Here is a 15507-nt window from a genome sequence, read left to right as displayed (position 1 = left end):
GGTTCTGTTGGCTCTTCAGGTTCTGTTGGCTCTTCAGGTTCTGTTGGTTCTTCAGGTTCTTCTGGCTCACTCTCAAGCTGCTCAATATAACGACTCAGTAGCGATGCAACATCATCCACGCTGGAGCCATCGCCGAGTAAAGGAGCTAATACACGTGCTGGTTGCTGTTCAATGCTTTCGCTGCTGTTCATAAATGCTGCGGCAAGCTCCTCACGAGACAGCCCGTCCGCCAGCAGCGCTGACCAGTACACTAAACCTTCTGGGTCAGGCTCGCGGTTCAAAACACTGTTGTAGAGTTGATTTAGCCAAGTGGTATCGTTCAAGTTGGAAACGGTGGCTTCGAACTCATTAGACGCTTGAAAACTATTGGAAATCTCTTCCAATGCTAAGCCGTTGCGGTACTCATTGACCCAGTACGCGAGGCCTGCAGGGTCGGCCGTACGTAATAGGTGAACACTATAGAGCGTAATAATAGGCTGGATTTGCAGCTGAAATTCATCGCTGGTCACCATTGAGTCAAGAGTGGTTGCAACATCGACAGTTCCGCTATCCAGGGCGGCAGTCCAATAATTAGCGCCAGCCTCATCCGGCTCACGCAATAAAATATCGCGATATAACGTAGAAACAAGCTCAAAGTTGGTCATTTAACCAGCCCTCACAGGATGAATGGAAAGGTTGAATTTATTACTAAGTCATAGCAATTAAATGACTTAAATGTTTTATTTTAATGATGCTTGGATTACGAAGTGATTTTTTGGCGACGCTAGAATACTTTTTCTTTAAAGCGTCACGTATTTGCAATGGTTGATTGCGTAATCTCACGTTTGCCTATTTTTCCACGGATTAAAAAAGGGAACCGCCATGAGTAATTTCCAGCTTCAACTCCTGCACGCAGCCGATATGGAAGGGGGCGGTGGAGATCTGCTTAACGCACCCAATTTCATTTCTATCGTGGATCACTTAGAAGATCAGTACGCCAACTCGCTGTTTGTCGGTTCGGGTGATTTAGTTCTGCCCGGGCCGTATTTGAACGCCGCCGCTGATTCAAGCTTACAAACGGCCTTCCAAGCCGTGGTTGAAGAGATTTATGGGCTAGAAGCGGGTTCCATGAGCGGAATCACGGCGGCCTCTGGGCGTGTTGAGACTCTGTTGATGGATCTGGTCGACGCTGCGGCCGTGACATTGGGCAATCACGAGTTTGACCTAGGCACTGATCTAATTGCTGCAATGATCGCGCCTGTGGTTAACGGCGCTACGGCTGCTGAAATTGAATGGCTGGGCTCGCAGTTCCCTTACCTCTCAGCCAACCTGGATTTCTCCGCTGATACCGCCCTAAGCGAGCTGGCTACCAATGAGTTATTCAGCCAAGACGCTTTCCAAGCTACTTTGGAAGAGCTATTAGCTGGCGCTAATAAGCCTAAGCTAGCCCCGGCGGTGATTGCCGAGCGTGGTGGTGAAAAAATTGGCATTATTGGCGTAACTACCCAAATCCTTGAAAGCATCTCTTCGCCAGGTGATGTAGACGTGCTGACAGGGGGTAGTAACGACATGCAGGCCCTGGCCGACCTGATTCAGCCAGTCATTGATGACCTAGAATCGCAGGGCATCAATAAGATCATCCTCAGTTCGCACCTTCAGCAAATTCAGTTTGAAGAAGAGCTAGCGACACTGCTGGATGGGGTCGATATCGTCATTGCCGGTGGTTCCAATAGCCTGCTGGCGGATCAAGAAGATCAAGACCGCGGCTTGTTTCCAGGAGCGGGCGAGCCCTATGACTCATACCCCATTGTTACCCAGGACGCCTCAGGTAATGATGTCGTGGTAGTGAATACTGATGGTGGCTGGCGCTACGTTGCCGAGCTGGTGGTGGAGTTTGACGAACAGGGGCGGGTTGTTGCCGATTCAATCGATGAGAACACCTCAGGCGTTTATGCCACCACTGACGAACAGGTAGAAGCGCTGTGGGGCGACCTGGAAAGCGCCTTTGCTGAAGGCACCAAAGGGGATGTGGCCAACGACCTAGTCGGCGCCGTAGGGGAATTCGTTGCTGAACAAGACGGCAACATCCTTGGTTTAACCGATGTTTATCTGGTGGGGGAGCGGGGCGCAGTGCGTACCGAAGAGACCAACCTGGGTAACCTGACTGCCGACGCCAACCTCTGGTACGCCAAACAGCTGGATGCTGAGGTACTGGTATCGTTTAAGAACGGCGGTGGTATTCGTGAGCCGATTGGTGATGTCGTGGTGGAAGGAAGCGATAGCGAGCCCAGCTATCAGGTGCCGGGCGCCAACCCCGCTATCGGCAAGCCGGAAGGGGGTGTATCCCAGCTGGATGCAGCGTCATCGCTACGCTTCAATAACGACCTGACCATCATTACCGTCACGCGTAGCACGCTATTGGATATCCTGGAGCATGCGGTAGCAGCGTCAGCGCCGGGTGTCACTGCTGGTCAGTTTGCCCAGGTGGGCGGTATCCAATACAGCTTTGATGTAAGTCAACCCGCTGGCGAGCGCATCCAAAATGCGGTAATCGTTAATGAGGATGGCAGTGCAAACGATGTACTGGTCGCCAATGGCCGCTTGGTAGGTGATGCTGAAGAGAGCATCAAAGTCGTTACCTTAGGCTTTTTAGCCGACGGCGGCGACGGTTATCCGTTAGATGAAGGCAGCTATCAAGACCGCGTGGATCTTATGGACGCGTTTGTAGATGATGGCCAGTTTACCTTCGCCGATAAGGGCACTGAGCAGGATGCCTTTGCTGAATACATGGCCAGCATGTTCAGCGAAACGCCATTTAGCGAAGAAGAAACCCCTGCCAGCGAAGACCTGCGCATCCAAAACCTTGATGAGCGTAGCGATGCAGTCTTCAGCGCGCCTGTTGACCCACTATTGCGCCTTTACGATGCTGCCTTTGATCGCGATGCGGATGGTAAAGGGTTGGGGTACTGGTTGGAAATTAAGGAGACTACTGGTTTAGGTGATATTGCCAACAGCTTTATTGCGTCAGCTGAGTTCAATAGTCAAAACGGGAATCTAGAAGACGACGCCTTTATTGAACTGATGTATTCAAACGTACTCGAGAGAACGTCTGATTCGGCAGGTAAAGAGTTCTGGTTGGATCAGTTGGATAATGGTGCCGAGCGAGGCGCCGTTATGGTTGGTTTTACCGAGTCAGATGAGAGCATGATGCTGTTTGGTTAACGGTTTATTTGCAGACCTTGGGTTGGGTATAGATAAGCTCGACCCCCTTCCTGACAGTTTTTACTCTCATAACGCCCCTACCCTAGGCAGGGGCGTTTCTGTTATGCTGCCGCGATAATCTTCGCGTGACTTCTTTTGATTCAACGGTGATCCCTCCATGGCAAAGCAACAGGAAGCAACGGATCTACAGCGTGCATTAAGCGCCTGTAAGGGTTCGTTTGTATCGGTGGGCTTTTTTAGCATGTTCGTCAATTTGCTGATGCTAGTTCCCCCCATGTACATGCTCCAAGTGTATGACCGCGTGCTCACCACGCAAAGTCTCGATACGCTGATCATGTTGACGCTCGTCGTCGTATTTCTATTTATGGTGATGGGCGGGCTGGAACTGGTACGTTCAAGGATGTTGGTGAGGATAGGGAACCGTTTAGATACCACTATCAATCAGCGCCTCTACAGCGCCATGTTTCGACGTAGCATAATGTCCCCTGGCAGCCAAAGTGCCCAGCCGCTTAATGACCTGACCAGCTTGCGACAATTTCTTACCGGAAATGGCCTGTTTGCTTTTTTTGATGCCCCTTGGGTGCCGGTTTACCTAGGTATTCTGTTTATTTTCCACCCCTGGCTCGGGGTGTTTGCTACCTGTGCGGGTATTATTTTATTTGCGCTAGCGGTGGCTAATGAGAAGTCTACAAAAACCTTGCTTGCTGAAGCTAATAGTGAACAGATTCAAGCGCAAAACCTAGCCAACTCTAACTTACGTAACGCTGAAGTGCTTCATGCAATGGGCATGCTGCCTGGCATTATGGGGCGCTGGTCAAAGCGCCATCATGAGTTTCTTGCTAAGCAGTCGCAGGCAAGTGACCGAGCCGGCGCGTTAACGAATACATCTAAAGTGATGCGCTTACTGTTCCAGTCATTGATTCTTGGCCTGGGTGCGCTCTTAGTGCTCAGAGGCGAAATGACCCCCGGCATGATGATTGCTGGTTCTATCCTTATGGGACGTGCGCTGGCCCCTATCGATCAAATGATAGGTGGCTGGAAAGGCTTTGTATCGGCGCGTGGTGCCTATGGCCGGTTAAACGAGCTTCTAGTACAGATTCCAGGCGAACAGCCCCACATGTCGCTGCCTGCTCCACAAGGTGTTGTTGATATAGAAAACGTAGCTGCTGCTCCTCCAGGTACGCGTATGGCCACCATCCGAGGCATCAATTTTAGTGTCGCTAAAGGTGAGCATGTTGGCATCATCGGCCCTAGTGCGGCAGGCAAATCAACGCTTGCCCGCGTGTTGCTGGGGATATGGCCAACACAGGTGGGCGACGTAAGGCTTGATGGCGGAGCAATTAATCAATACAACCGTGACGAGCTAGGCCCCTATATCGGCTATTTACCCCAAGATATCGAACTCTTTGATGGCACCATCAGCGAGAACATTGCCCGGTTTGGCAATGTTGATCCAGAGAAAGTCGTTGCAGCCGCCAAAAAAGCAGGCGTTCATGAAATGGTGTTGGAACTGTCTGATGGGTACGACACGATTATTGCCTCAAATAGCGGTGCACTCTCTGGTGGTCAGCGCCAGCGCTTAGGGTTAGCACGCGCCTTATATGGTAACCCAGTGTTGGTAGTGCTAGACGAGCCAAATGCCAATCTCGATGACGCTGGTGAACGAGCGCTGAGCCAAGCCATTGCTCAATTAAAAGCAGAAGGTACAACGCTATTTGTAATAAGTCATCGAACTAGCGTACTAAAAACAATGGACAAGCTTTTGGTCATGAAAGAAGGCCAAGTCAGTATGTTTGGCCCCCGAGACCAAGTACTTGCCCAGTTTGCCAAAAAGCCACGCCCTCAAGTAGGCCAACAGGGTTCAGCTCGCCTCTCCGCCATTTCAGGTGGTCGTGGTAGTGAGGAGTCGTAATATGAGCAGTCACAAAGATCAGCTCCCAGCCAAAAGCGAAATTGATGTAACGCCACAAGGCCCAGCTACCATTGAAGGTGAGGCTCAAGAGAAGTTACCAACCAGTGATAAAGGCTATCGTAAGCTCGGTTACGCTATTCTAGGTATAGCGCTTGGCGGGTTCGTATTGTGGTCTGTGACAGCTTCATTGGCGGTAGCTGTGGTAGCCCCAGGTAATGTATCTATGGAGTCGTTTAAGCGCACGGTGCAGCACCTTGAAGGTGGCATTGTGCGAGAGCTTTTGGTGGAAGATGGTGACAAAGTAAAGGCCGGGCAGCCTCTAGTTATATTGAGCGATACTCAGGTGCGCTCGCAACTTGAAATTGCTCAATCTCAATACTATATAAACCGAGCGATGGAAGTGCGCTTACTAGCAGAACAGCAAGGCGCCGAAACGCTTGAGATGCCCGAAGAGCTGATGTCGGTGGATAACGATAGGATCCAACAGGTAACAGCTGTTCAGCAAAGTTTGTTTCATGCGCGCCGTCAATCGCTGCTCAGTACACTAGACTCAATGGATCAGCAGATCATTCAAATGCAAGAGCAGATTGATGGTCTAGAAGCGCGTGAACGAGTTAATAACCAGCGCATTAACTCATTGCGTTCAGAAGCGGAAGACTTCCGTTCGTTGTATCGCGAAGGCCTCGGCGACAACCAGCGCCTGCGCGAACTCGAGCGTCAAGTGTTGCAATACGAAGGCGACAATGCTGAGTTCCAATCTAATATTGCTCAGCTTCGTTCGCAAATCAGCGAAATTCGTATGCAAAAAGAGATCACTCAACAGGAGTTTCAGGCCGAAGTAGGTGAACAGCTGCGCAATGCTCAAGCGCAAATAGCGGAAGCGGAGGAGCGCATTACCTCGTTGACCGACCAAGTCAATCGAACCGTTGTGAGCGCCCCAGTTTCGGGTACCGTGGTGGGCCGCCAAGTTCATACAGTCGGTGCTGTTATTCGACCTGGGGATCCCATCATGGAAGTGGTTCCGTCAGATGACGGCTTTGTGGTGGAAGCTCGTGTTCCAACGCGTGATATCGATAACCTCTTTATAGGCCAGCTTGCTGAAATTCGTTTTTCTGCTTTCAACCAGCGGCTAACAAATATAATTGATGGTGAGATTATTCACATCAGCGCCGATAGTTTCGAAGATGAGGCGACCGGTCAGAATTACTATAAAACGCGCATTCGGGTAACTGACGAAGGAAAAGAGGACATGACGGAGCAAATGCACCTGCTTTCAGGTATGCCTGCTGAAGTCATGATCCGTACTGGTGAGCGTACTTTTGCTAGTTACATCGCCAAACCAGTTACTGACATGCTATCGCGCGCTATCCGGGAGGATTAATGACACGGACGACACCTTTTAACCTGAGTGCGCTTGTACTTGCAGTTGCGCTGCTTAGTCAGCCGGCATTGGCACAAAGCGATGTTACCGCAGATGATCAAGCGCTTACTGAACTAGAAGCGTTGGCTAATTCGGAGTCACAACCCCAAACGCTGCCATCACTGCCTGAGCTATTTGCCCGGGCACTGCGTCACGACTCAGACCTTACTCGTCAGCGATACGAGCTAGATGCTACTCAAGAAGAAGTACCTATGGCCCGCTCACAGCTGCTGCCCCAAATCAGCGCAACTGGAGGGTATTTATGGCAAGATTCTACAAATATCCAAACCGTTGGTGATGAAGATTTGGGTCAACCCGCAACAAGGCCCGGTGAAATTGATGAAACTTACTATCAAGTTCAGCTACAGCAACCACTTTTCAGCCTAGAGCGCTGGAGGAAAATGGATGTTGCCAGTGCTCAGGTAAGTGCTGCTGAACTACAGCTTGCCGTTGTAGAACAAGAGCTGGCGATACAGGTAAGCGAAGCTTATGTAAAAGCCTATTTAGCTGCACAGCGTTCTGGGCTGCTGGAAGCCCAGCAAAAGTCACTTGATCTGCAAGTCCGCCAAGCAAGTCGTGCGTTTGATTTAGGGGTGGGGAATCGAGTAGACCTATTGGAAGCCCAATCCAGGTATGATCAGGCGGTATCCGATGCTGTTGAGGCAGAAAACGAGCTAGATAATGCTTTAAGCGAATTAGAGCGCCTCACTGGCGTGATGCCCGAATTTCAAAGCTCTGCGCCTGGCGAACTTACGACGGTTACCCTCAATAATGATATTGGTGATCCCGAAGCGTGGATCGCCCGCACTAATCAAAACTTGAATGTCCTATATGCTAGCGAAGAGCAACAGGTCGTCCAGGCTGATAGTAGCGTCAGGCGCTCTGGTTACTACCCCGAGCTAAACCTAAATCTTAGTTATTCAGATCGGGTCAGTGACGATGAACTGAGAGAAAGCGAAGACTACCGGGCGAGCGTGGAATTAAGCGTACCTATATATCGTGGTGGCTACACTAATGCCAGCGTTCGGCAAGGTGAAAAACGTATAGAGGCAGGGTTGGCTGCTCTCGATAATGAACGCAACCTTGCGATCCAAGAGGTGCGGCAGCGTATCAGAGCACTTAACGGTGGCGAACGTCGCTTGGAGGCGTTGAATCAAGCTATTTCATCGAGTCAACTGTTTTTAGATGCCGCCGAACGAGGTGAACAATTAGGACTACGCGATCTTGTCGATGTGCTTGATGCTCGTGCGAGTCTTTATGATCAGCGTATTCAGTACGTTGATACCGTGGGCAATTATGCCTTGGACACGCTGGCGCTGCATGCTGCAGTCGGGAGCTTGGAAAGCGATGACTTGGCTCGCATTATGGAGCTACTGGCCTCAATGTCCACATCAGCGCAGGTAGCTCGGTAGCCATCATACTATGGCCGTTATAAAAACAAGCCAAGGTAGTGAGTGGTTGCGTCGCGCGATGCGTTGCTTTGATGCGGGTATAGCCACGTTAGTAGCATTGGCTACTCTTTGGCTGATGCCCGATATCGACCACGATGGCAATGACTACCTTTTCTTGATACTTATTGGCAGTCTATTGCTACCCGCTGTAGGTGAGCTATTCGGGCTCTACCAGCCTTGGCGTGGGCGCAGCCTTTACACCATGCTCGGTATTTATCTTGTGACCTGGGTAGCGACTATTGCCCTGCTCAGCCTATTGCTTGTTGCCATTAAAGGCACACAGAGTTTCTCTCGTTTGTGGATGGGTGTTTCTGCATTATCGGTGCTAGCAGTGGGCAGTGTAATGCGTACGTTGCTGTACGGATACTTGAGGCGCCTGCGCGCACAAGGGCATAACTTAAAGCGAGTGCTGTTAATTGGTAAAAAGGATAATATCGCCCTATTAGAAAAAAAAGTCATTGAAACACCCCATGCGGGGTATGTAGTGGTAGGTCATTATATTGATGAAGACGACACGACTTTTTTTCACAAAATGGCTGCTTTCGCCCAAGAGAACATTTTTCAGCGCAATTTTGACGAAATATGGATAGGTTACCCCCTGGTTCAAGGTAATCGCGTGCGCCACTTAATGCGCCTGCTTGCCGGTATTCCCTCTAGTATTCGCTTTTTCCCCGACTTACCTGATATACGCTTGTTGAACCACCGTATTACGCAGGTGGCGGGCCTCTACTCATTAGAACTTAATTACACCCCGCTTAGTGGCTCCATGCGTTTTATTAAAGCACTGGAAGACCGCGTGCTAGGTCTAGTGCTCTTTGTGCTTTTTAGCCCGATAATGTTAGCAGTTGCAGCGGCAATTCGTTGGCAAATGGGTGGGCCGGTATTATTCAAGCAAGAGCGGCATGGCCTAGACGGAAAGCGCTTCAAAATTTATAAATTTAGAACCATGCGTCTGCACAAAAGCGATACAACGCAGCAGGCTGCCTACGATGATGACCGTGTAACGCCATTGGGACGCTTTTTACGACGTACCAGCTTAGATGAGTTTCCCCAGCTTTATAACGTACTACAAGGCCGAATGTCGCTTGTTGGCCCAAGGCCCCACGCCATGGATCACAACGACCACTATAAAGACCACATTGATATCTACATGCAGCGTCATCGCGTCAAGCCGGGTATGACAGGTTGGGCCCAGGTAAACGGCCTGCGGGGCATCACGGACGACGTCAAGTTGATGGAAAAGAGGGTAGAATACGATATTTATTATATAGAACGGTGGTCGTTGGGGTTTGATCTCAAAATACTCGCCATGACCATCACGCATGGATTTGTGAATCGACAGCCTTAGAGTAAGCGACCAATGAAGACGACAGGGACGTGGCGCTGGTGGTACGAAAAGCACGGGGCGATCACGGCAGTTGGTGCTGGCATTCTATCAGCACTTTTAGCTGTTTATTTTTACCGTGGCATGCTGGACCCTCGCGATGCTGATTGGCTTTTACACGAAGGTGATTCTTTTCAACATTACATTGGTTGGCAGTTTTTCCGTCAGGAGCCGTGGGGTTGGCCCCTAGGGGCCGTGAAAACGCTAGCCACTGAACTATCCACAAGTATTGTCTATACTGACTCAATACCGCTTTACGCTATTCCTCTAAAATTGTTCCACCACTGGCTGCCCGACACTTTTCAATATTTAGGGCTAGCCATTGTCATTAACTATTGTTTGAACGGTTTAGTAGCTTGTCGGTTACTACTGAGCGTCGGTGTTCCCGCCTATGCAGCGCTAGCTGGCGCATTGCTCATCAGCAGCTTGCCCATCGTTATTTTGCGCGGTATCGGTATTCAAGGCCACGAAGCCTTAACTGCGCATTGGATAATTCTAATCGCCATTGAGCTTACGCTGACAACCGAAAAACAACGCCTCAAGGGGGCCGCTTGTTGGCTGTTACTGCTCACAGTGGCTGTTTTGATGCATTTCTATCTTTTTTTTATGGCAGGCGTGTTTTGGGCGGTTTGGTGGTTATCGATTAGCTATAGGGTGGTGAAAGGGGCGATTGACGCAAGAGACAAGCCAGTACGACAGCATATGATGAGCGTGCTCTACAGCTATCAAGCGTGGTGGCTGATGGGGGTGGCGACACCCTGCACTATCCTCGTTGTGATGTGGGGGGCAGGCTACTTTCATTTAGATAGCCAAAGCGCCGCGTCGGGTGGCTACGGCTTTTATTCCGCTGAACTACTGACGTTTTTCAATCCGCGTTCATCGGCATGGTTTTTTAACGACAATTTTACGTCACTATCAGTGCTTTTTCCCGGCTGGCAGCCCGCTAAAGAAGGTCAATACGAAGGTATGGCCTATGTTGGCGCAGGTGTTTTGCTGCTGTGGTTAGCGCTGATAGTCAGCACCTGGTTTAATCGCGGGGTAAATCTAGCAAGCGTTAATGCAGTAAATAATGATGGCTACCATCAAGAAGCGTTAGTTGATCACCGCTGGCTACCAGCTTGGATAGCCTCCGTTGGCCTGTTTGCATTCGCTATGGCTGGAGAAGTATCGATAGGCCAAGGCAGTATTCCGCTCTACTACGACATGTTGTTTGAGCCGTTCAAAGATTATCTACGGTCAAGCGGTAGAATGGTATGGCCGCTACTTTACTTACTATTGGTTATTACGTTTATCCAGCTTGCCCAAAATATGAGAGCATGCTGGCTGTTACCGTTGCTGGTTCTAGCCATGGTGGTGCAAAGAGAAGATTTGCGCGAGCTGTACAGCTTCATGCGCAACAAGGTTAAAAATCAAGTCGAAGCCAGTCGTGTTGACCCCCGTGCTTACGACGTATTGAAGGATGACGAGTTAAGTCAGGTATGGGCATCACACGACAGCTTGATCGCCTTTCCAGCACATGACCTTGATGCCATTAAACCCTACTTGTGGTTGGCAGCAGAACACCATCTCTCAATCAACGTTGCTTACCTTGCCAGGGCAAATCAACAAATCATCGACACAGCAACACAAACTTATCGCCGCCATTTGGCACAAGGTGAATTGCCCGAAGGGCATGTGTATTTGATAACCGACCACGAGCTCTCGCAACAAGCGTGTCGATTAGCCAGCTGGGCCTGTGTGACGCATGAAAACGTCACCATTCTATGGCAACCCGTTGCGGTTTCGTCAGGTCGTTACTCACCGTTGTCATCACAAGCCACCCAATAAAGGATCGCATGGACGTTAATACTCCCCCTCTCATTACGCTTGTCGTTCCAGTGTTTAACGAGGTCGATACCGTAACGACCTTTGTTCAACGAGTGCACAGCGTGCTGGCCGACGCTCCGTGGCAGTGGCGTATTTTGATGGTTGATGACGGTTCAACAGATGGAACCCAGCGCGAGATAAAACGGCTATCTGAATGCTACGAAAGCGTTGGGTTTATTGCGCTAAGCCGCAATTTCGGTAAAGAAGCAGCGCTCTCGGCTGGCTTGCTCAACGCACATGGCGATGCGGCGGTGCCCATTGATGTGGATCTCCAGGACCCGCCCGAACTCATTCTAGAATTTGTCACGATTTGGCAGCAGCAGCGTGTCGATATGGTTTACGGTATTCGCAGCGAACGCCCTGATGATACGGCCGCTAAGCGCCATTCGGCCAGTGGCTTCTATCGGCTTTTTAACCGTATTACTGAAACGCCGATCCCTGAAAACGCTGGTGATTTTCGTTTGATTGATCGTCGCATGATCGAAGCCCTGCGCTCAATGCCGGAGCGTAACCGCTTCATGAAAGGGCTCTATGCCTGGGTCGGTTATCGAAGTATTGGCGTTCCCTATCGACGTCCCGCACGTCTGAAGGGGGAATCTAAATTTAATTATTGGAAATTATGGAACTTTGCCTTAGATGGCATGTTTAGTTTTAGTACGCTGCCGCTGCGCATATGGTCGTATATTGGCGGGCTCATCGCCTGCTTAGCGTTTATCTATATTATCATCATCATTAGCCAAGTGTTGTTTCTCGGGCGCGATGCGCCAGGCTATGCATCATTGATGACAGCTGTTTTATTTTTTGGCGGTATGCAGCTGCTCTCTATCGGTATTTTAGGTGAATACATCGGCCGTCTTTTTATTGAAAGTAAACAGCGGCCCTTATACATCGTGGCGGACACCAGTGACGAATACACCTCCACTCGCTGAACTATGGCAGATGCTGCGCTTCGGCCTTATTGGGCTAGCGGCATCAATGACCCATATCCTGGCGGCAGCGTTGATGATAATGGTATTCCCAGCGCTTCATGAGTTTATCGTCAATGCGCTGGCCTATAGCGTCGCCTTTGGCATCTCATTAGCAGGCCATCAGCGGGTTACTTTTCGTCGCAGTGCAAGTCTATGGCGCTTTACCGTCATGTCTCTCGCTGGATTTAGTATTAACAACCTAGTGCTAGCGGGTGCCTTAGGGGTGGGGGTAACCGGGCTTTGGGCCATCGCCACGGCGGTGGTAGTCGCTGCTGTGGCAAGTTACGTGCTAGCACGGTGTTGGGTATTCACCCAGTAATACCAGCCCCTTTTTTGATGTTTGTAAAATACGTTTTCGAGGAAAATATGGTCATACCGGTGATTTTATCTGGCGGCTCAGGTTCGCGCCTTTGGCCTGTATCGCGTGAGCACTACCCAAAACAGTTTCTGAATTTGCATAGAGACGACGTCAGCCTGCTTCAAGAAGCGGCGCTACGTCTAAAAGGTGTCACCAACGCAGGTGACCCCATCATCGTATGTAACGAGGAGCACCGTTTTTTAGTTGCTGAGCAAATGCATCAACTCGGCTTTAAGAAGAGCCAAATCATTCTGGAGCCCTGCGGTAGAAACACAGCTCCCGCATTAGCGCTTGCCGCATTAGCAGTAGCCAAAACCGACCCGGAAGCCGAGTTACTGATAATGCCTGCTGACCATGTCATTAAAGACGTAAAGGCATTTGCTGACGCCGTAGAAAAAGGCCGCTTACTGAGCCAGCAAGATAAGTTGGTAACCTTCGGTATTGCGCCAACCTCGCCGCACACAGGCTACGGCTATATAAAACGTGGGCAGGCGCTGGAGGGAGGTTTTAGCGTTGAGGCCTTTGTCGAAAAACCTGATCTAGGGGTAGCAGAAAGCTACTTAGCCAGCGGCGACTATCTATGGAACAGTGGCATCTTCTTGTTCAAGGCCAGCAATTATTTAGCTGCTCTCAAAGCTTATGCCCCCGACATTTTGACCAATTGCCAGGCCGCTTATGAGCAGCGCTCAGAAGACATGGACTTTCTGCGTGTTGCCGAAGAAGCCTTTGCACAGTGTCGCAGCGAATCCATTGACTACGCTGTAATGGAGCATACTAACCAGGCGGCCGTTGTGCCCATGTCTCCAGGGTGGAGTGACATAGGCGCCTGGGACGCGCTCCACGAGCTGCGCTCCAGCGAGGATAAAGAGAACGGCAACGCAATACATGGTGATGTAATGCTCCATGAAACCAACGACAGCTTGGTATATAGTGAGTCTCGCTTAGTGGCAGCGGTGGGGGTTAATAACCTGATCATTGTCGAAACCGACGATGCCGTGCTGGTAGCCGATCGTCGTCAGGCGCAAAATACCAAATTAATTGTTAATGCCCTTAAGGCAGCGGGACGAAAAGAGTGTCAGTCGCATCAGCAGGTTTATCGCCCCTGGGGGCATTACCGCACCATGGTGTTAACGGATAGCTTTCAGGTCAAAGAAATTGTCGTTAAACCAGGTGGCAAGCTCTCCTTGCAGATGCACCATCATCGTGCCGAGCACTGGGTTGTGGTTCAAGGCACTGCCCAGGTAACCCAAGGCGAAGGTCATGGGGATGTCTCTAATTTACATAGTTTCCTGCTTTCCGAAGATGAATCCACCTATATACCATTGGGAACTGTACATCGCCTGGAAAACCCAGGCGTGATTCCTCTCAAACTTATTGAAGTGCAAACGGGATCCTACCTTGGGGAAGACGACATTGTGCGTTACAACGACAAGTATGGGCGAGAATAGAAGACGGACGAAAGCATGTTCTTTACACAATCCGTCGGTGTGTTTGCCAGAACTATCGCAGTTGGAAATGACTTCTCCTGCAGTATTCGATAACGAGCGCTAGGGCAGGTTGAAGCAAGGTCTTTTCGCCCAAGGGCGGTAAAAATAGCGCTCAAGAACGCGTTAACAACGCCCTCAAGGATCTCTGTCCTCAACACAGCGATGTGCAAATCACCAACGGCACTAGCTCTGGTTGTTTGCCGTATTCACTGGAGCTAGTGCCATGCTTACTTTAAGCTATGGCGCTTTATTCCGTTCGACATGGAAAGCTGTCCATCATGCAAGTAGCCCCTACACGTTTTCAGCACCTTCGCGTCGCCATTGTACATGACTGGTTGGTGGTTAATGGTGGGGCTGAAAAAGTGCTCAAAGGGTTGGCAGAAGTCTTCCCACAAGCTGAAATATTCACCTTAGTGCATACGCTTGAGCGCGCTAGCATCCCATGGTTAACCCAGCACCGTATTCATACTAGCGGTCTTCAACGTCTACCCTTAATTAGTCGTTTTTACCGCCATTGTTTACCACTGATGCCCTATGCCATTGAGCAGTTCGACCTGCGCGGCTTTGATCTGGTCATCTCCTCTAGCCACGCAGTGGCAAAAGGCGTGATCACACATCCTGGTCAAACCCATATCTGCTATTGCCATACGCCGATGCGTTACGCCTGGGATATGAAAGAGGCTTACCTGGAAAATAGCCACTTTCGGTTGCCAGGCATGACTGCGTATGTGCGTAAAACGCTTAAGCGCCTGCGCCAATGGGATTACTTTACGGCCACCCAGGTGGATTTCTTTCTAGCTAACTCCCACAACGTCGCACAGCGTATTGCCAAGTATTACCGCCGCGACGCAGATGTGCTCTACCCACCGGTAGACACCGACAGCTTTACATTACATATCGGCCAGAGGGAGCCCTACTACCTGGCGGCATCACGGCTTGTGCCTTATAAACGCATGGATTTGATCATACAAGCCTTTGCCCAGGATCCATTAAAACGCCAACTGAAAGTGGTTGGTGACGGACCTGAGTTTCAGCGCTTAAAACGGCTGGCAGAAGGAAGCCCGCACATTGAGCTTATAGGCTACCTGCAGGGGGAAAAGCTGCATCAGCTTATGCAACGCGCCCAGGCCTTTGTATTCGCTGCTGATGAGGACTTTGGTATTGTGCCACTGGAAGCTCAAGCCTGCGGTACGCCGGTCATTGCTTATGGGCATGGAGGCGCTCTTGAAACTGTAAAAGGTTTGGAGCATCACCAGCAAGCCACCGGTGTTTACTTTACTGAGCAAACTGTAGCGAGCCTAAGCGCAGCTATCGAGGCATTTGAGGCGCACGAATTCTCGCCGCAGGCTTGCCGCCTCCAAGCTGAGGCATTCAGCAATGCCGTGTTTACCCAGCGTCTGGAAACACTCGTGAGTGAAAAGCTCAACTAAACGTCCAAGAAGTACCGCTGAAACGTACCT

11 protein-coding genes are annotated in these 15507 nt (G+C 50.3%); 10 read left to right on the top strand and 1 reads right to left on the bottom strand.

Annotated elements, in window-relative coordinates; all coding sequences use genetic code 11:
* Positions 1-644: DUF4214 domain-containing protein (locus HALA3H3_RS00190; protein ID WP_144410441.1), on the bottom strand; the 644-nt coding region annotated here is incomplete at its 3' end.
* 217 nt (positions 645-861) lie between these two features.
* Here HALA3H3_RS00190 and HALA3H3_RS00185 point away from each other — a divergent pair.
* The 10 genes from HALA3H3_RS00185 (at position 862) to HALA3H3_RS00140 (ending at position 15477) form a co-directional block, all read left to right on the top strand.
* Positions 862-3201: a DUF4214 domain-containing protein gene (locus HALA3H3_RS00185; protein ID WP_022520002.1), complete on the top strand. Its 2340-nt coding sequence runs from the start codon at positions 862-864 to the stop codon at positions 3199-3201.
* Positions 3202-3358: 157 nt separating this feature from the next.
* Positions 3359-5113 (top strand): type I secretion system permease/ATPase, encoded by a 1755-nt coding sequence (locus HALA3H3_RS00180; protein ID WP_009288091.1) that lies wholly within the window; start codon positions 3359-3361, stop codon positions 5111-5113.
* A 1-nt stretch (position 5114) separates the two neighbouring features.
* Complete coding sequence (locus tag HALA3H3_RS00175; RefSeq protein ID WP_022520001.1) at positions 5115-6494, top strand: HlyD family type I secretion periplasmic adaptor subunit; 1380 nt, start codon at positions 5115-5117, stop codon at positions 6492-6494.
* Positions 6494-7945, top strand: a complete 1452-nt coding sequence (locus HALA3H3_RS00170) for a TolC family outer membrane protein (protein WP_022520000.1) — start codon at positions 6494-6496, stop codon at positions 7943-7945. The genes HALA3H3_RS00175 and HALA3H3_RS00170 overlap by 1 nt, the downstream gene beginning before the upstream one ends.
* A 10-nt stretch (positions 7946-7955) precedes the next feature.
* On the top strand, positions 7956-9332 hold the full coding sequence (locus HALA3H3_RS00165; protein WP_022519999.1) for an undecaprenyl-phosphate glucose phosphotransferase: 1377 nt from the start codon (positions 7956-7958) through the stop codon (positions 9330-9332).
* 12 nt (positions 9333-9344) lie between these two features.
* Positions 9345-11195, top strand: a complete 1851-nt coding sequence (locus HALA3H3_RS00160) for a DUF6311 domain-containing protein (RefSeq protein WP_022519998.1) — start codon at positions 9345-9347, stop codon at positions 11193-11195.
* 8 nt (positions 11196-11203) lie between these two features.
* A complete protein-coding gene (locus HALA3H3_RS00155) occupies positions 11204-12163 on the top strand; it encodes a glycosyltransferase family 2 protein (protein ID WP_022519997.1) in 960 nt (319 codons plus the stop codon).
* Complete coding sequence (locus tag HALA3H3_RS00150) at positions 12138-12521, top strand: GtrA family protein (protein WP_022519996.1); 384 nt, start codon at positions 12138-12140, stop codon at positions 12519-12521. Before HALA3H3_RS00155 ends, HALA3H3_RS00150 begins: the two co-directional genes overlap by 26 nt.
* A gap of 47 nt (positions 12522-12568) precedes the next feature.
* Positions 12569-14008 (top strand): mannose-1-phosphate guanylyltransferase/mannose-6-phosphate isomerase, encoded by a 1440-nt coding sequence (locus HALA3H3_RS00145; RefSeq protein WP_022519995.1) that lies wholly within the window; start codon positions 12569-12571, stop codon positions 14006-14008.
* A gap of 317 nt (positions 14009-14325) precedes the next feature.
* On the top strand, positions 14326-15477 hold the full coding sequence (locus tag HALA3H3_RS00140; protein WP_022519994.1) for a glycosyltransferase: 1152 nt from the start codon (positions 14326-14328) through the stop codon (positions 15475-15477).
* Positions 15478-15507: the final 30 nt, after the last annotated feature.

Origin of the sequence: Halomonas sp. A3H3 (genome assembly GCF_000982975.1) — a bacterium.
In the GTDB taxonomy this organism is placed as follows: domain Bacteria; phylum Pseudomonadota; class Gammaproteobacteria; order Pseudomonadales; family Halomonadaceae; genus Vreelandella; species Vreelandella titanicae.
Note: the sequence above shows the minus strand (reverse complement) of the source record. Positions and strands in the feature narration are given on the sequence as shown.